The organism is Phyllobacterium sp. T2-21 (genome assembly GCF_055378485.1).
Genome location: NZ_AP027915.1, coordinates 408,312 through 425,571 on the forward strand (window position 1 = coordinate 408,312; position 17,260 = coordinate 425,571).

At 60.3% G+C, this 17,260-nt stretch carries 16 protein-coding genes; 9 read left to right on the forward strand and 7 right to left on the reverse strand.

The features are described from left to right. Both ACZ5FP_RS24000 and ACZ5FP_RS24005 read right to left on the reverse strand, forming a co-directional pair. Positions 1 to 621 carry a class GN sortase gene (locus ACZ5FP_RS24000; protein WP_464664857.1) on the reverse strand — a complete coding sequence of 207 codons (621 nt, stop codon included), beginning with the start codon at positions 619 to 621 and terminating at the stop codon, positions 1 to 3. Continuing rightward, positions 621 to 2,843, reverse strand: a complete 2,223-nt coding sequence (locus ACZ5FP_RS24005) for a marine proteobacterial sortase target protein (RefSeq protein WP_464664858.1) — start codon at positions 2,841 to 2,843, stop codon at positions 621 to 623. The genes ACZ5FP_RS24000 and ACZ5FP_RS24005 overlap by 1 nt, the downstream gene beginning before the upstream one ends. Before the next feature lie 221 nt (positions 2,844 to 3,064). On the opposite strand from ACZ5FP_RS24005, the gene ACZ5FP_RS24010 reads away from it, so the two are divergent. Continuing rightward, positions 3,065 to 3,844, forward strand: coding sequence for a helix-turn-helix domain-containing protein (locus ACZ5FP_RS24010; protein WP_464664558.1), 780 nt, complete (start codon positions 3,065 to 3,067; stop codon positions 3,842 to 3,844). Here the strand turns inward: ACZ5FP_RS24010 and ACZ5FP_RS24015 are convergent. The 4 genes from ACZ5FP_RS24015 to ACZ5FP_RS24030 all read right to left on the reverse strand — a co-directional run bounded on the left by ACZ5FP_RS24015 (position 3,841) and on the right by ACZ5FP_RS24030 (position 8,607). Continuing rightward, positions 3,841 to 4,809 carry an ABC transporter permease gene (locus ACZ5FP_RS24015; RefSeq protein WP_223614879.1) on the reverse strand — a complete coding sequence of 323 codons (969 nt, stop codon included), beginning with the start codon at positions 4,807 to 4,809 and terminating at the stop codon, positions 3,841 to 3,843. The two genes, ACZ5FP_RS24010 and ACZ5FP_RS24015, sit on opposite strands and share 4 nt — an antisense overlap. After that, positions 4,806 to 6,320 carry a sugar ABC transporter ATP-binding protein gene (locus ACZ5FP_RS24020; RefSeq protein ID WP_464664559.1) on the reverse strand — a complete coding sequence of 505 codons (1,515 nt, stop codon included), beginning with the start codon at positions 6,318 to 6,320 and terminating at the stop codon, positions 4,806 to 4,808. The genes ACZ5FP_RS24015 and ACZ5FP_RS24020 overlap by 4 nt, the downstream gene beginning before the upstream one ends. A gap of 92 nt (positions 6,321 to 6,412) precedes the next feature. After that, positions 6,413 to 7,312 (reverse strand): substrate-binding domain-containing protein, encoded by a 900-nt coding sequence (locus ACZ5FP_RS24025; protein WP_464664560.1) that lies wholly within the window; start codon positions 7,310 to 7,312, stop codon positions 6,413 to 6,415. A 227-nt stretch (positions 7,313 to 7,539) separates the two neighbouring features. Continuing rightward, the gene (locus ACZ5FP_RS24030) at positions 7,540 to 8,607 is read right to left on the reverse strand and encodes an FUSC family protein (protein WP_464664561.1); all 1,068 of its coding nucleotides are present in this window, start codon (positions 8,605 to 8,607) and stop codon (positions 7,540 to 7,542) included. Between the two features lie 212 nt (positions 8,608 to 8,819). On the opposite strand from ACZ5FP_RS24030, the gene ACZ5FP_RS24035 reads away from it, so the two are divergent. Together ACZ5FP_RS24035 and ACZ5FP_RS24040 are read left to right on the forward strand one after the other, a co-directional pair. Then, positions 8,820 to 10,202 carry an FAD-containing oxidoreductase gene (locus tag ACZ5FP_RS24035; protein WP_464664562.1) on the forward strand — a complete coding sequence of 461 codons (1,383 nt, stop codon included), beginning with the start codon at positions 8,820 to 8,822 and terminating at the stop codon, positions 10,200 to 10,202. A 166-nt stretch (positions 10,203 to 10,368) separates the two neighbouring features. Beyond that, on the forward strand, positions 10,369 to 10,758 hold the full coding sequence (locus tag ACZ5FP_RS24040; protein WP_223614884.1) for a nuclear transport factor 2 family protein: 390 nt from the start codon (positions 10,369 to 10,371) through the stop codon (positions 10,756 to 10,758). Positions 10,759 to 10,791: 33 nt separating this feature from the next. Here ACZ5FP_RS24040 and ACZ5FP_RS24045 read toward each other — a convergent pair whose 3' ends face one another. Beyond that, the gene (locus ACZ5FP_RS24045) at positions 10,792 to 11,832 is read right to left on the reverse strand and encodes a dipeptidase (protein ID WP_464664563.1); all 1,041 of its coding nucleotides are present in this window, start codon (positions 11,830 to 11,832) and stop codon (positions 10,792 to 10,794) included. Here ACZ5FP_RS24045 and ACZ5FP_RS24050 point away from each other — a divergent pair. The 6 genes from ACZ5FP_RS24050 (at position 11,831) to ACZ5FP_RS24075 (ending at position 17,251) form a co-directional block, all read left to right on the forward strand. After that, the gene (locus tag ACZ5FP_RS24050) at positions 11,831 to 12,073 is read left to right on the forward strand and encodes a hypothetical protein (protein WP_464664564.1); all 243 of its coding nucleotides are present in this window, start codon (positions 11,831 to 11,833) and stop codon (positions 12,071 to 12,073) included. The genes ACZ5FP_RS24045 and ACZ5FP_RS24050 overlap by 2 nt on opposite strands. Positions 12,074 to 12,167: 94 nt before the next feature. Continuing rightward, positions 12,168 to 13,766, forward strand: a complete 1,599-nt coding sequence (locus ACZ5FP_RS24055) for an ABC transporter substrate-binding protein (protein ID WP_464664565.1) — start codon at positions 12,168 to 12,170, stop codon at positions 13,764 to 13,766. Next, positions 13,763 to 14,776, forward strand: a complete 1,014-nt coding sequence (locus tag ACZ5FP_RS24060; protein WP_223614887.1) for an ABC transporter permease — start codon at positions 13,763 to 13,765, stop codon at positions 14,774 to 14,776. The genes ACZ5FP_RS24055 and ACZ5FP_RS24060 overlap by 4 nt, the downstream gene beginning before the upstream one ends. After that, entirely contained in the window at positions 14,773 to 15,675 is a 903-nt protein-coding gene (locus ACZ5FP_RS24065) for an ABC transporter permease (RefSeq protein WP_223614888.1), read from the forward strand. The genes ACZ5FP_RS24060 and ACZ5FP_RS24065 overlap by 4 nt, the downstream gene beginning before the upstream one ends. 8 nt (positions 15,676 to 15,683) lie before the next feature. After that, the gene (locus ACZ5FP_RS24070; RefSeq protein WP_464664566.1) at positions 15,684 to 16,514 is read left to right on the forward strand and encodes an ABC transporter ATP-binding protein; all 831 of its coding nucleotides are present in this window, start codon (positions 15,684 to 15,686) and stop codon (positions 16,512 to 16,514) included. After that, positions 16,511 to 17,251: an ABC transporter ATP-binding protein gene (locus ACZ5FP_RS24075; RefSeq protein WP_464664567.1), complete on the forward strand. Its 741-nt coding sequence runs from the start codon at positions 16,511 to 16,513 to the stop codon at positions 17,249 to 17,251. The genes ACZ5FP_RS24070 and ACZ5FP_RS24075 overlap by 4 nt, the downstream gene beginning before the upstream one ends. Positions 17,252 to 17,260 lie beyond the last annotated feature (9 nt).

Consider the following 17,260-nt stretch of genomic DNA (forward strand, 5'->3'; position numbering starts at 1 on the left):
TCATTCCAGCATCCGCGCTTTCACCAGATAGCGCATCGGTCCCGATGTTGCGGCATCGAATGGCCAGCAGGTGGCAAGAACCAGATTCTTGCCGGCGGCATTGGTATCAATGCCGGACTGATCCCAGCGGACGACCGATGTTTCCGTGACCCGATAGGTGAACACTTTGCCGTCGCGCCGGGTAATCCGGACCGCATCGCCGATCTGCACGTCCTTCAGAAAGGCGAAATGCGTATCGCGGTGTGCGGCATAGACTGCCGTGCCGCTGTCGCCTGCTTCGGCGCTGCGGTCCACATGGCCGGGACCGAAGGCCAAGGCCTGTCCGCTTGCCCCGTGCAGGGCGATGGAGGTTTCGCCAATGCGCGGGAATTCAAGCCGTGCGACCGGCCAGGTATCGGCCCATGACCAGGGTTTGACCGGCTGGCCGGTTGCGACGCTCCGGGTAAAGGCACGGTCGAGAAGCACCTGCGCCACCATGGCTTTCGCATGAATCCACAGGCCTTGGCTGACCAGTACCAGCCCGACCAGAGCCATCACGATCATTCCGGCCCGCAGGGCAGGGCGGAGAACCGCCCTGCCTTTCCGCTTGGAGACGCCGTGCCGTGTGCGGATCGTGCTCATCATGCTTTCCCCATTGTCTTGCGGCTGAAGAAGAACAGCCCGGCGCTGGCGAAGAGCATCATCAACCCGGCGATCATGCGCAGTTCCGCATCGGTTGCCGTCTGCGGCAGGGCAAGCTGATCGGCAGGAGCCTGTTGGGCAACCGGCTTCTTGCCTGCCGCCAGCTTGGCAAACTGGACGTCCGGACCATTGTCGAGGCTGGCCTTGCGTGTTGCCTGTTCACCGAACACTTTGTCGAAATCCCAGCCTGCCGGGAGATTGAGCGGGACGTCGGCGCGGGTCAGCGGCTTGTCCTGCGCCCGTGACGGGGTCTTGTCGACGGCAACCAGACTGGTCAGGCGCGACACGAGGCTGTTTTCAAGGGCCAGTTTCAGGATGCGCCTGTCGGCTTCCTCACGGCTGATCTTGCCGAGGGTGCTTTCGACTTCCGCATCGGAAATCTTGCGGCGGGCCCAGAGTTTTGACAGGCCTTCACCTTCCGCAGCCTTGGCAACCGGTAGAGTGACCTCCCATGGCTGCGTGCCGATCATGCCCTTGATTGTCAGGGTGCCGGAGAGCGAACCGAGCTTGGCGGCAATGACGAGCGGCTCGCCGCGGTAGAGATCGGGCAGAATGGCCGGTGTCACATCGGCATTGCCGGACGAGAAAGTGGCACTGAGGTTGGTGATGATGGGACTTTCCAGCTTGGCAAAGAGACTGCGCATGCGCTCGTCAACCTGATCCGTCGAGCCGATGGAGGTGAAGGTGCCGCGGCCAAGTTCAGCGGCGCGGTTCATCAGATAGTTGTTGGGGGCAGAGCCGATGCCGACCATGAAAACCCGCGAACGGCCGAGCCTGGCGGCGATGGTATCGAGCAATTGCTGTTCGTTGCCGATGGCGCCGTCAGTGAGAAACACGATCTGGCGGACAAAGGACTGATCATTGGGACGCCGGTCGTTGAGGGCTGCTTCCAGCGGCGCAAGCATTTCCGTGCCGCCGGATGCTTCGAGGTTGCCGACAAATTCGCGGGCTGTGGAGACGTTCTCGCGGTCGGCAGCAACGGTATCCTGGAACAGCGAGGTCATGGTGTCGTCGAAGCGGATGACGTTGAAGCGGTCAGCGGGTTTGAGGCGGCTCAGCGCATAGTCGAGGCTGGCCTTGGCCTGATTCATCGATGTTCCGCCCATCGAACCGGAATTGTCGATGACAAAGACGATTTCGCGCGGGCGCTGCTCCTGCTTCTGTTCGACAACCGGCGGCGTGACATAGGCGAGGGCATAGTCATGCTTGCCGACCGTTTCGCGGAACAGGCCGACAGCGGGTGCCTTGGCATTCTGCGGTTTCCAGGTCAGTTCGAAGTCGCGGTCGGCGTGGTTGTCACCCGCCAGCGAGACGACCTGTGTCTGCGCATCAATGGTTTCGGTGTTGACGGCATGGTGATGGCTCTTCACCTCGCCCAGGGCAAAACCAGCCTGCAGGCGGACCTTGATACTGACCGGATTGACCGGGGCATTGATGCGCGGATCAAGCACGGGCGGCGTGATCTTGCTGCGATCGGCGACGGGATCGGCTGTGGTGCCCCAGCCGGAACCGTCGACCGCAAGGTCGGCGGTCTGCGTGATCGGTGCAGGATTGTAGCGCGGGGCGACAACCAGCGGCACGCGCAAGGAAAATTCATCGCCGGACAGGCGCACGGGCTCCTGATAGTCGATCTGCACAACAACCTGCTCGTGCGGGCCAATATTGGCGACGGAATTGGTGAAAAGGTTCGGCCGCTGCTGTTCAACCAGGCTGGCTTTCTGGCCGGATGCCTTCGCCGTTTCATAGATGGCCTTGGCTTCCTTCTTTTCCTTGATATCACCGATGATCACGCGCTTGCCGACAACCATTTTGAGCGCATGCACGGCGCTGTCTTCCGGCAGCGGATAGGCATAGACCGCCTCGACCCAGCCATTGGACGGGTTGGTGAATATCTGGGTGATGCGGGCGCGAGCCGTCGGACCGCTGACGACGATGTCGACATCCGTGGCGACACGCGGCGCTTCGACGTAGCGGCCGGCTTCCGAGCTCTTCAGCAGAAGCGTGCCGGATTTGACGTCATCGAGGGTGACAAGGGGCGACCGGGCGGTTTCGGCATGCGCCGTCGCCAGGCTGAAAAAGAATACGGCGAGCGCAATAAATGGCAGACCAACGACGTTGATCAACCAGAGTGCCTGGCAGGTACGGCGCAGCCAATGGGGCATCGCTCGGGGAGATTGCTGGGTATGGAAGGTTGCGGTTTTCATCGGGAAAGCTCCTGTTGGTGCTCCCATCGGGAAGCTTTCCCCATTTCATACATGGGCCTTTTTGCCGCCAGCGTAAGCTTCGGGAATGTTCCGCACGGCCCCGTCACGAGATGTCTTGCCCCCGACGGCCTTGTGTGGATATGTGAAGGAATGTACGTGATTTGACGGGAGCGGGCGCTATGGCCGGGGATATCGACAGTCAGCTATCGGAGCGGCAGAACCAGGCCGTCGCCACGAAGATCCGCGAGGAGATGGCGCGGCGGCGGGTTTCGCGGCAGTATCTGGCCGACCAGGCGAAGATCAGCCTGTCCACCCTGGAAAAGGCGCTTTCCGGCCACCGGCCGTTCACACTGGCAACTACGATCCGGCTTGAAGAAGCGCTGGGCATGCGTCTGCGTGCGGCGGACCTGCTCGATAACCCGGTTGCGGTGAACAATGGACATGCCAGTGAGGAATTCGGCGCCTATTCCCGCGCGGCTGTCGGATGGATTGAAGGCCGGTACCTGACGTTACGGCCGTCCTTTGGCGATCCGAAGGCAATCTTTGCCTATTGCACCGAGATCGGCTGGAACGATGCCGCGTCCAATCTGCGGTTCATTGAAAAAGAACGGCTCGACGCGGCCTTTACCCAGCAGGGGACGGTGGCGATCCCGAATCTCTCCGGCCACATCTATCTCGCGACCAATACATCGGGCCAGCAGCGCCTGATCATCGTTTCGCGCCCGTCCATCACGGGCGAAATGTACGGAATCCTGACCACATTGCAGGCGGGACGCGGCGCGCAATTGACGCCGATATCAGCACCTATCGTTCTCATTCCGATGGCATCTATGCCGGACGCACAGTTCGGGCGCATCGCGCCCGATCATGGCAGCTACGCGTCCTATCTCGCCTATCTGAAACGCACGGTGGAGGAACCGTTCGCCGTGTTCCTCCCCGGGCCTGCCGGTCGGGATTAGGCCCGCATTGATTTGCTGCGGACGTCCAGCCAGACGGCGAAGAGAATGACGATGCCCTTGAAGATGAGCTGGTAGAAATAGGGGACGGCCAGCATGTTCATGCCGTTGTTGATGACGCCGATGATGAGCGCGCCGAGAATGGTGCCGACCATGGTGCCGACGCCGCCGGCAAGGCTGGTGCCGCCGAGCACGACCGCGGCAATCGCGTCGAGTTCATAGCCCATGCCGGCATTGGTCTGGGCCGAGGAAAGGCGCGAGGACAGCAGGATGCCGCTGATCGCCGCCATGACGCCTGAGATCATGAAGATGATGATCTTCAGCCGGTCGACGCGGATGCCGGAATAGATCGCCGCCTCGCGGTTGCCGCCGGCCAGATAGGCGCGGCGGCCGAAGATCGTGCGGGAAAGAACGATGTGGTTGATGGCAAAGAGCGCAATGACGATCCAGATGATGATGGGAAGGCCAAGCCAGCTTTCGCTGCCGATGGCCAGCCATGTTTCATTCTCGATGGAGGCGGGGGCGCCGTTAGTTGGCAGGCTGACAGCGCCGCGGTAGATGCCCATGGTCGCAACCGTGACGATGAAGGATGGCAGCATGAGCTTTGCCGACAGGACGCCGTTGAGCCCGCCCATGATGGCGCCTGCCGCCAGTGTGATCAGCACAGTCGGTGCAAAGCCAAAACCCATGGAAAAGGCCTGCGCGGCCACCATGCCTGCCACGGCGATGATCGAGCCTACGGAAAGATCGATATCGCCGAGCAGGATCACATAGGTCATGCCATAGGCAGCAACTGCGATCACAGCCACTTGCTGCATGATGTTCATAAAATTGTTGAAGGCGAGAAACCGCGGGCTGATCGAGGAAAAGACCAGGCACAGGATGATCAGCGAGATGACGATGCCACCATATTGCCGGATGAGGGGGGAAGCCAGAAGCGCCTGCTTCGTCTCGGTCGAATTGCTCATTGGTGTATTCCTGCTGCATAGGTCATAACGGTTTCGGGGCTGAGGCCCTGCGCATCCAATGTTTTTGCCACGCGCTTGTCGTGCATGATGACGAGCCGGTCGCTGAGGCCGAGCACTTCGGGCAATTCCGACGATACCATCAGGATCGCCGTCCCGGCGGCGGCGAGCTCGCGGATGATGCGGTAAATCTCGAATTTTGCACCGACATCGACGCCGCGTGTCGGTTCGTCAAGAATGAGTATTTTGGGCTGCGTCTGCAGCCATTTGGCGATGACGATCTTTTGCTGGTTGCCGCCGCTGAGCGAGCCGGCAGGGGTGTCGATGGAGGCGGTCTTGATGGCAAGGCGCAGGACTTCCGTCTTGGCCGCCGCCCGTTCGCGGGCCGGGCGGGTAAAGCCGAACTGTCCGGACAGCTGGCCCAGAGCGACCATGTTGATGTTGCGCTCGACGTTGTGCTGCAGTACCAATCCCTCTTCCTTGCGGTTTTCCGTCACGAAGGCGATGCCGTGGCGGATCGCATCGGCCGGTGAGCGCAGATGCACGGGATTGCCGTTGAGTCGGATTGTCCCGGCTGGTTGCCCGAAACCGAACAAGGCCTTCATCACATCGGAGCGGCCGGACCCGATCAGGCCGAACAGGCCCACGACTTCGCCCGGCCGCACGTCCAGCGAGACATTCTCGAATTTTCCGGCTTCGGAGAGATTTTCAACCGCAAGAACCGGAGGCACCGCAGATGAGGGGCGTTCGACAAGGCGCGGCGGGTAGATGTCCTTCATCTCCCGCCCGACCATCAAGGCGATCAGGCCTTCGATGCTCGTGTTCTGCTTTTCCGTCGTCGCGACAAAGGAACCGTCGCGGATCACCGTGATATCATCGGAAATCCGCATGATTTCCTCCATGCGGTGCGAGATGTAGATGATGGCCGTTCCCTTGGCCTTCAGGCGTTCGATGATGGTGAAGAGGATTTCCGCTTCGCTGTCGGACAGTGAGGATGTCGGCTCGTCAAGGATGACCACGTCGGCGGGACGGCTGAGCCCCTTGGCGATTTCCACCAGCTGGCGCTGGGCGATGGACAGATCGCCGACCTTGGTGCGCACATTGACAGGCAGGCCGAGGTCCTGAACGATCTGTGCGGCCTGTGCGTTGAGATCGCGTTCATGGATGAAGCCGAACCGGTTGGGTTCATGCGTCGCCAGAATGTTTTCGGCAACCGACAGGTTGCGGCAGAGGCTGAGCTCCTGGAACACGATGCTCAAACCCAGCGCCTTTGCCTCGATAGGGTTCTTTGGAGCGTATGGCTCGCCGCGCAGCGTGATCGAGCCCGATGTCGGCTGGAACAGGCCGACGAGAATTTTCATGAGCGTGGATTTGCCGGCACCGTTCTCGCCCAGCAGCGTATGCACGCGCCCGGGCCGCACGGAAAGGTTCATGCGCTTGAGTGCCGTCACCGGACCGAAGGTTTTGGCGACGTCCTTGATTTCAAGCACAGGTGCGTTGGATGAAACGGCCATGAATGACAATCCTTACCGCAGGTCTTCCTGAACTGCCACCCGCGAGGCGGTCCTGCGCGAGTGGCACTGTTGATTGTTGACGTTGGCGGGGGTTACTTTTCTTCGCCAGCCTTGGTGACAACGCCCGGAACGATCGGCTGCTTGGCGTCAACGGTCTCGCCCTTGATGACCTTGCCTGCGGTCGCAACCGCAACCTTGCCCATCTGGTCCGGATACTGCGCGATCACGCCGACCATGACAGGATCGTTCTTGACCGCATTGCGGGCTTCTTCCATGCCGTCGAAGCCGATGACCTTGACCTGATCCTGCAGCTTTCCCGACTTGACGGCCGAGGCTGCAGCAAGCGCCGCATCGTCGCCGAAGCCGAAGATGCCGACGACGTCGGGGTTCGCCTGCAGGATGTTCTGGGCGGCGGCAAGCGCCTCGGGACGGGTGATGCCGGTCTGGATGGAGACGATCTTGATATCGGGATGCGCGGCAATCGCCTTCTTGAAGCCTTCGACGCGATCGACCACCGACTGCACCGTCGGGTAGTCGATGACGGCCACATTGCCCTTGTCGCCGATCTGCTTGGCCATCAGCTCGCCAGCCTTGACGCCGCCGGTATAGTTGTCGGTGCCGACATGCGAGGTGACTTCAACGCCCTTGGCGGGGACGTCCACGGTGATCACCTTGATGCCAGCCTTCTGCGCCTTGGCGATGGCGGATTTTACGCCCGTGCTGTCCACAGGCGAAATGATGATGACGCTGACGCCCTTGGTGATGAAATCTTCCACATCGGCGAGCTGCTTGTTCAGGTCCTGATTGGCAATCGCGATTTCAAGCGGCAGGTTTTCCGCCTTGGCTTCCGCGGTCATTGCCGAAGCAAGCGAGATATAGAACGGATGCTGCTGGGTAAGCAGCGAAGCGCCGATACCTTCGGCAAAAGCGCCGGTGGCCATCAGTGCGGCGGCGCCAGCAAGCAGCAGTTTGGTAAAATGGGTACGGATCATTGTTCCCTCCAGAACAGTTGTTTTCTCGAAAGCCGGCAGATGGGCATTGGCGATACACAACCGGATACTGCATGGCCGTTCTGCCGTGCTTCGTCCGTTGGCGATGGCCGATGCTCCTCCCACCTTCGTCCGCCGCATGGATGTTCAATTTATGTTGCTGTGTCAATATAAAAATTTGCGCGCGTAAAGTTTATTGCAGAAAGATGATCCGCATTCGTCACGATATTTTATTCGTTTGATGATGGCCGCTTGATGTCAGGACCGTCATTTCGCGGCGTGTGATCACGGAAGAGATAGTGGGAGGCAAGGAGAACCGGCTCCAGGATGACCACGCCGAACAGGATGCCCGCAAGCCGTTCGATACCGGGTTGCAGCGCGGCACTTGTATAGGTGTCGGGCACGAGGACGACAAGAAAGGCAAGGACGAACTGCGTTCCGATATAGCTGATGGAGGAGTTGCTGTTTTCGATATGCCGCCCGACAAGGACGCCTATACACACGCCAAGCGTCATGAGGACGGGCGAATGATGACTGCCGAGCAGGATGATCGTGGCGATCAGGCCGCCGACGCTGCAGCCGACAAAGCGCAGCACCAGCCGCGATGTGATCGGGTTGAGCACGCTTGCGGCGAGATTGCTCACCGGAATCATCATCACGGCCATGATGGTAATGCTCGACTGGCTGAGGGAGGTGATGCCCGTCCACAGCCATATCCATGGAATCAGCCCCAGAGCGATTGCGGCCTGCAACGCATGCTTCGCGGCACCCCGGTGCCAGATCACGGAGTGTCTTATCGCGGTCTGCGCGGGCGTTTCCCGGGATTGCCGCGGCAGCCGGCGTCTTATGGTAAAGGTCGATACCGCGCTGACGAGAATGCAGGCGAGGGTGCCCGCAAGGATTTCGACGAGGCGCGACTGGGCGAACGGCAGCACCGATTCCGATGGATGTTTCATGCCGTCGATCAGCACCATGCAGAATGTCAGCCCGGTGAACAGCCAGGCATAGCTGCGTTTGCCGACGAGGGCGAAGTAAAGGGTGACGCCGCCGATAATGACAAGCGACAGGCTGAGAAGGAACGGTTTGCCGATGACAAGCGGGGCCAGGGCCAAAGCGGCACCCGCACCCGCCGATGTGCCGATGATGCGCAAAATGCCGCGGGTGAGACTTTCCGATACATGCGAGCGCATCACCATGTAGCCGCTGAACGCCGCCCAACCGACGTTCTTCGCCCCAAGGACGTGCGCGAAGATGATTGCGAGCAGCACGGATATGACGCACTCGAACTCGTCGACCATTCGCGGTCCGGGCCTTGCCAACGACCGGAGCTCCCGCACGCTTGCGGTTGCGAAAACAGTAAGGCTGGCTGTGGCTTGCCGCAGATAGTTCATTGTTTGCTTCTACCGGTCTTGCAGCCAGCTGTCGATGTTTCGATTGCCGGGCAAGACGTGGCTTCCGAACCAATGCCGCTCTTGTTACTCTCGCATACCCTTAACGCTGGAGCACTGCCATGGGCCACGCATTCGACGCAATCATCATAGGGGCGGGGCAAGCGGGTCCATCGCTCGCAAGCCGGCTGACCGCGGCTGGCATGAGCGTGCTGATTGTCGAGCGAAAACTGTTTGGCGGCACCTGCGTCAACACCGGCTGCATGCCGACGAAGACGATGGTTGCCAGCGCCTACGCGGCGCACCTTGCCCGGCGCGGGGCCGATTATGGCGTTGTGATAGAACAGCCTATTCGCGTCGACATGAAGCATGTGCGGCAGAGGGCGGATACCGTTTCGTTCAACGCCCGCACGGGTGTCGAGACCTGGCTGCGCGGTATGCGCAATTGCCGGGTTGTCGAGGGGCATGCCCGGTTCGTCGACGCTCATACGATTGCTGTCGACGGAGTGCTTTTTCAGGCGCCGCGCATTTTCATCAATGTGGGCGGGCGCGCCAACATTCCGGATATGCCGGGTATTCGGGATGTCGATTGTCTCACCAATACGACCATGATGCAGCTCGATACCTTGCCCCGGCATCTGGTGGTGGTTGGCGGCAGCTATATCGGCCTCGAATTTGCGCAGATGTACCGGCGCTTCGGATCGCAGGTCACTGTCGTTGAGAAAGGTCCCCGGCTGGTTGGACGCGAAGACGCCGATGTGTCCGAGGCGATCAGGTCCATCCTGGACAATGAAGGCGTTGCCTGCCGTCTCGATGCCAATTGCATCGCTTTCAAACCGCATGCCGACGGCACGGAAGTTCATCTCGATTGCGATTCCGGTGCGCGCAGCGTGGTCGGCTCGCATGTGCTGCTGGCGATTGGCCGCCGTCCCAATACCGACGATCTCGGTCTGGACAAGGCAGGCGTCGAGACGGACGAGCGGGGTTACATCAAGGTTGATGACTTTCTGGCGACGAGTGCCGACGGTGTCTGGGCGCTTGGAGACTGCAACGGGCAGGGCGCATTCACCCACACGGCCTATAATGATTATGAGATCGTGGCGGCCAACCTCTTGGATGGCGAGCGCCGCAAGGTCAGCGATCGGGTTCCCGGCTATGCGCTCTATATCGACCCGCCGCTCGGCCGGGCGGGAATGAGCGAAACCCAGGCCAGGGCAACGGGCCGCCCCATCCTGGTGTCGAAGCGACCCATGACCCGGGTTGGCCGGGCTGTCGAGAAGGACGAAACGCAGGGCTTCATGAAGATCATCGCTGATGCGCAGACACAGCAGATTTTGGGCGCGGCGATTCTGGGTACCAGCGGCGATGAGGCGATCCACGGGATAATCGACGCGATGAGCGCCAAGGTGGGCTATCCCACGCTCAAATGGGCGGTGCCTGTCCACCCCACCGTTTCCGAACTGATCCCGACAGTTCTCGGCGATTTGTCCGCCCCGGCGCTCTGACAAGGCCCGCGTCAAAGTGGAGCGACGGCGCAACTTGTTCCGGAGAAAATTAGAGGTTATTGCCTTGTTCAGATATGACGGATAGCCTTTATGCGTGTTTGCGGTCGATGCCCACGCCCTCCGGTGGTTTCGGCCGATACGGAATAAAAGGGGAGGAGATGATGAGATGACCACTGCATTCGATACAGCCGATGAAGCCGCCATTCAGCAGTGCGAAGAACGCCTGAGGTCTGCGATGCTGCGCAGCGACGTTGAAGCGCTCGATGTGCTGCTGGCCAACGACCTCATTTTCATCGATCATCAGGGACGCCGGATTGAAAAGGCGCAGGACCTTGAAGCGCATCGCAGCGGTGTCCTGGCGCTCGAGCAGATCGACGTCCTCGACAGCATCATCCGGCCGCTCGGCAATGCAGTCCTGGTTTCGTTGCGGGTCAGGTTTACCGGAACCTACTACGGCGAAAAGTTTTCTGAAAAACTGGCCTTTACCCGTGTCTGGAGCCGCACGGCGGATGACTGGGCCGTTACCCTGGCCCATTGCTCCAGAATCACCATGTAAACAAAAACAGAGAACCGACCGGCGAAACTCCGGTCAGTTCGTCCACGTGCGTTCGAGAACGCTTATCCAGTTGCCGTGGCAGATCTTGTCGAGCGCCTCTCCATCATAGCCCGCCTGGCGCAGGGCATCGACCAGCAATTGCAGGTCGCCGGCATCGCGCATGGCGGCTGGAATGGTTGTGCCGTCGAAGTCCGATCCAAGCGCAACGTGATCGATCCCGATGCGATCGACGATGTAATCGACATGCCGCACCAGCTCGCTCAAATCCGTGTCGGGATTTCTCACGCCGTCCTGACGCAGGAACAGGACGCCGAAGTTCAGGCCGACCAGTCCGCCTGTATCGCGGATCGCGTCAAGCTGGCGGTCCGTCAGATTGCGGCTGTGCGTGCACAGCGCATGTGCATTGGAATGCGAGGCCACGAGCGGCGCGTCCGATATGGCCGCAATATCCCAGAAGCCCTGTTCGTTCATGTGGGAGAGATCAACCATGATCCGCAGCTCATTGCAGGTGCGGATCAGCTGTTTGCCGTGATCGGTCAGGCCCGGCCCGATATCCGGGGAACTGGGAAAGCGGAAGGGTACGCCGTGGGCAAAGATATTGCTGCGGCTCCACACGGGTCCGAGCGTGCGCAACCCCGCCTGATGCAGGACGTAGAGTGCATCGAGGTCGGGCCCGATGGCTTCCGCGCCTTCGATATGGAGCACCGAGGCAAACGCCCCGTCCTTCATTGCATTGCGGATGTCATCCGCCGTCTGGCAGATGCGCAGGCGGCCTTCCGCCTGCCGTTCGATCCGTGTCAGAAGCGCGGCCATGGCCAGGGTGGTGTTGAGCGCACTTTCCATGTCCGGCGTGTTGTAATCGCCATTGGCATTTTTCTGCGGCGATGGCGTCGGAACGTAAATCGCGCACAGTCCACCCGCCAGTCCGCCCTTTTTCGCGCGCGGCAGGTCGATATGACCCACATTTTCCCCCTCGATGAAGCGCTTCTCCGGCGACGGTTCGGTCGACATCCAGAGGCGGAGCAGGACATCGTTGTGCCCGTCGAAAACCGGGACGATTGAATGGCTGGTCATGGGTCAGGAAACCTTGGTGCGTTTTGCGGTGGCGGGAGCCGAGTCCCGAAGCTGTCACCAGCTTTGGCGCGAATACCGGCAAATGGCAAATGCGTTTTCGGTCGCTGCCCATGCGCACAACGCATCGGCACGCCTGTTCCGCACCTCTGTTCCTGCCGCATGCACAGTGTGCATAGGTACTGCCAAAATCGGCATTGGCCGCCCGTTCGACCAGCATGATAGAGCCTGCTTAAAAAATTGACACGCAAGAAATTTGGGCGGCGAGCCAGTCAGACGATGTCTGCAGCGGGGCGGCGTCCGGGAACAAAAGAACCACGAGCAAAGGGGCACGCACCATGATCTCAAGACGCAATCTGTTGATTGGCGGCGCAGCGATACCGTTTCTATCCTATGTCAATCTGACCCAGGCATTTGCCGATACGCCGAAGGACATCCTCGTTGTCGCGCAGCAGATCGACAACATGACAAGCCTCGATCCGCATGAAAGCTTTGAGGCGGTCGGCAGCGAGATTGCCGGCAATATCTATCACAAGCTGGTGCATCCCAATCTCGAAAATGCCGATCAGGTTGATGGCGGCCTGGCCGAATCATGGGAAGCCGATGCCGACGGCAAGGTGTTCACGTTCAAGATGCGTGCGGGGGCAAAGTTTGCCAGCGGCGCGCCGGTGACAGCCGAAGACGCGGCATTTTCCCTGCAGCGCGCCGTCAAGATGAACAAGGGACCCGCGTTCATCATCACGCAGTTCGGCTTTACCGCCGAGAATGTCGAGCAGCAAATCAAGGCTGTTGACGACAAGACATTGAAGATCACGCTTGAAAAGCCGGTTTCCCTGTCCTTCCTGCTCTATTGCCTGTCCGCCAATGTCGGCAGCATCGTCGAGAAGAAGGTGGTTCTGGAAAACGTGGCGGGCGACGATTTCGGCAATGGCTGGCTGCAGAAGAACAGTGCTGGTTCCGGCGAGTGGGTGCTCATGGCCTGGAAGCCCAGCGAAAGCGTCACGCTCAAGGTCAACCCCGAAGGCGCCTATAAGGGCAACATCAAGCGCATTATTCTGCGCCATGTGGTCGATCCGTCATCCCAGCTGCTGATGCTGCAGAAGGGCGATGCCGATATCGCGCGCAACCTGACGACCGAGCAGCTGCGCACGCTTCAGGGCGACGAGAACTATACGCTGGTGCAGAAGGGCGTGGCTTCGCTGGTTCTCATCTCGCTCAACCAGAAGAACCCGAATCTGGCCAAGCCCCAGGTCTGGCAGGCGGTCAAGTGGGCGATCGACTACAAGGGCATCCAGCAGAACATCGTGCCGCTGACGCACAAAATCCATCAGAGCTTCCTGCCCGAGGGCTTTCCCGGCGCCGTGAACGACACACCCTTCCAGAAGGACGTCGAAAAGGCCAAGGCACTCATGGCCGAGGCAGGCCTTGCCGGCGGTTTCGATATCGTCATGGACCATTATTCGGCCCAGCCCTATCCGGATATTGCGCAGGCTCTTCAGGCGAACCTTGCCGAAATCGGCATCCGCGTTCAGCTGCAGGCGGCCGAAAACCGCCAGGTCCTGACGAAAATGCGTGCCCGTGAACATCAGATGGCGCTGTCCGCCTGGGGTTCGGACTATTTCGATCCGCATGCCAATGCCGATGTGTTCAACATCAATCTCGACAACTCGGACAATGCAAAGACCAAGCCGTTCCTCTGGCGCTCGTCCTGGCAGGATGCGGAAATGACCAAAAAGGCCGAGGAAGCCCGCGACGAAAAGGATCCGCAGAAGCGCATCGAGCTCTACGAAGCCTTGCAGAAAGCGCATATGGAGCACAGCCCCTTTGCCCTGATGCTGCAGACAAAAACCACGGCTGCCTGCCGCAAGGCTGTTTCGGGCATGCGCCTTGGCACCTTGTCTGACTCCCACTCCTATGCAGGGATCGCAAAGGCTTGAACGCGCGGATAAAAAATCTGTCCAGCCTTCTCGGCAGTGTCTTCCTGACACTGCTCGGGCTGACGGTGATCACGTTCATGATCGGCCGCGTCATGCCGGTCGATCCCGTGATCGCCGCCGTTGGCGACAATGCGCCCGAGGCCGTCATCGCCCGGGCGCGGATCGAAATGGGACTGGATCAGCCGGTGGTGATCCAGTTCCTCCACTATCTCGCGCAGATCGTTCAGGGTGATCTCGGCAAATCCATCCTGACCCGCAATCCCGTGGCGACCGATATCGCGCGTTATTTCCCGGCCACGCTGGAACTGGCAACCGCGGCGCTCATTCTTGCCGCCGTGATCGGCATTCCGCTTGGCGTCTGGGCCGCGGTCCGGCAGGGAAGCTATGTCGACCAGACCATCCGCGTCATCTGCCTCGCCGGCCATTCCGTTCCGGTTTTCGTGCTGGCGATGATTTCGCTGCTGGTGTTTTACGCCGTACTCGGCATTGCGCCGGGGCCGGGGCGTCAGGACATCATTTTTCAGGATATGGTGCCGCACGTCACCGGTATCCTGACAATCGACTCCATCATTGCCGGGGATTGGGATGCGCTTTATGACGCGCTCATCCACATGATACAGCCCGTCTGCATCCTCGCCTATTTCAGCATGGCCTACATCACGCGCATGACCCGCGCCTTCATGCTGGATGCGCTCAAGGGCGAGTTTGTCATTACCGCGCGTGCCAAGGGGCTTTCTGCCGCCGCCGTTGTCTGGAAACATGCCTTTCCGACCGTCGCAGTTCAGCTCGTCACCGTTCTCGCGCTCACCTATGCCGGTTTGCTGGAAGGGGCGGTCGTGACGGAAACGGTGTTCAGCTGGCCGGGCCTTGGACAATATCTGACCATCTCGCTGATGAATGCGGACATGAACCCGGTTGTGGGCGCAACGCTGCTGATCGGCCTGATCTATGTCGTTCTCAACCTGCTCGCCGATATCTTATACAAACTGCTGGATCCACGTGTCCGATGATACAGACATCTTTTCGTAACTGGGCGCTGGATGAAACCCCCGCCTCGCGCTCGCAAGCCAATTGGGGACGCCGGTACCGTATCTGGCTGAGCCTGAAGTCCAATCCTCTGGCGATGATCGGCCTCGGCATCATCCTTCTGTTCGCCCTGCTGTCACTGCTGGCACCCTTGATCGCGCCCTATGATCCGAGCTTGCAAAATCTCGGCAACAGATTGGCGCGTCCCTCGGCTGTGCATTGGTTCGGAACGGATGAACTGGGGCGGGATATCCTGTCGCGCATCCTGTTCGGCGGCCGCGTCACCCTTGGAATGGTGGTGTCGGTGGTTGCCGTCGTTGCACCCATCGGCCTGGCTGTGGGGTGTGTTGCCGGATATATGGGCGGCGTCGTCGATTCCGCTCTCATGCGGATCACCGACGTGTTTCTGGCGTTTCCGCGTCTCATTCTTGCTCTCGCCTTCGTCGCTGCGCTGAAGCCCGGCGTGGAGAGTGCAATCCTTGCGATCGCCTTGACCGCATGGCCGCCCTATGCGCGCCTCGCCCGGGCGGAAACCATGACGATCCGCAACACCGATTATGTCGCCGCGTACCGCCTGACCGGCGCATCGCGCTGGCGCATCATGCTGCGCCATATCGCGCCGCTGTGCGTGCCGAGCCTGATCGTGCGCACCACGCTCGACATGAGTTCGATCATCATCACTGCGGCCAGTCTCGGTTTTCTAGGCATGGGCGCGCAGGCGCCGTCCCCGGAATGGGGCGCGATGATTGCCACGGCCAAACGCTTCATCTTCGAACAGTGGTGGGTTGCGACAATCCCGGGAATAGCGATCTTCATGGTATCGCTCGCCTTCAACTTCCTGGGTGATGGCCTGCGTGACGTCCTCGACCCGAAGCAGAATTAGGAAACAGGATGCTGGTCGATATCAAGAACCTTCGTATTGCCTTTGAAACGCGAACAAGCCGGTTCGAGGCCGTGCGCGGCGTATCCATGCAGCTGGGTACCGAAAAACTCGGCATCGTCGGCGAAAGCGGTTCGGGCAAGTCCCTGACGGCGCGCGCCCTGATGAAGCTTCTGCCAAGCAATGCCAAGATTGAAGCCGACAGGCTTGCATTCGATGGCATCGATATTCTCGGTGCTTCGGAGCGCGGCATGCGCCAAATCCGCGGAAAGCGCGCCGGGTTCATTCTGCAGGACCCGAAATATTCGCTCAATCCGGTGAAGACGGTTGGCAGCCAGATTGCCGAATCATGGCGCACCCACAAGAAGGCCAGCCGGAAAGAAGCGGCGGAAGCTGCCATTGAATTGCTGGATCAGGTGATGATCCGCGACCCTCGCAAGGTGGCCGGTGCTTATCCCAACGAGATTTCGGGCGGCATGGGACAGCGCGTCATGATCGCCATGATGCTGGCGCCCGATCCTGAACTGCTGATCGCCGATGAGCCGACCAGCGCACTCGATGCGACGGTGCAGGCGGAAATCCTGCGTCTCATCGACGATCTGGTGTCGCGCCGGGGCATGGGCCTCATCCTGATCAGCCATGACCTGCCGCTGGTCTCGCATTTCTGCGACAGGGTTGCCGTCATGTATTCCGGCCGGGTTGTGGAAGAGCTCAAGGCTTCCGAGCTCGCCAAGGCACAGCATCCCTACACGAAGGGCCTGCTGAATTGCATGCCGTCGCTGATGCACCCCAAGGAAAGACTTCCCGTTCTCACTCGCGATGCAGCGTGGCTCAACCCATGATCAAGGTCGATCAACTCAGAATCTCATTCGGCACGCATGAAGTTGTCCGCGGCGTTTCCTTTGATGTTGCCAAGGGCGGCAGCTTCGGCATCGTTGGGGAAAGCGGATCGGGCAAATCAACGGTTTTGCGCGCGATGGCCGGTCTCAATGAAGACTGGAGCGGGCGCATCGCCTTCGACGGCACGGATGCGCCGCTGAGGCGACCGCCGGCTTTTTTCCGGCAGGTGCAGATGGTGTTCCAGGATCCGTTCGGTTCGCTGCACCCGCGCCAGACCATCGACCGGATTCTCAGTGAACTCCTCCTGGTGCACAAGCTGCCGGACGTCGAAAAACGCATCAAGCAGGCACTTTCGGACGTCGCCCTGCCGCAGACCGTGCGCTTTCGCTATCCGCACCAGCTTTCCGGCGGCCAGCGCCAGCGTGTTGCCATTGCCCGCGCGCTGATTGCCGAACCGCAGGTCCTGCTGCTGGACGAGCCGACCAGCGCGCTTGACGTGTCGGTGCAGGCGGAGATTCTCAACCTCTTGGCCGATCTCAGGCAGGCACGGAATTTGACCTATGTCCTCGTCAGCCACAATCTGGCGGTCATCGCGCATCTGTGCCCGCAGCTTGGCGTCATGCTGAACGGCGAGATGGTCGAGCAATTGAGCGCCGACGATCTGCGGGCAGGACGCGCGAAACACGCGCATACGTCGGCGCTTCGCACGTTGAGCATCAATCTCGAAGAACCGGCATAACGGAGGACA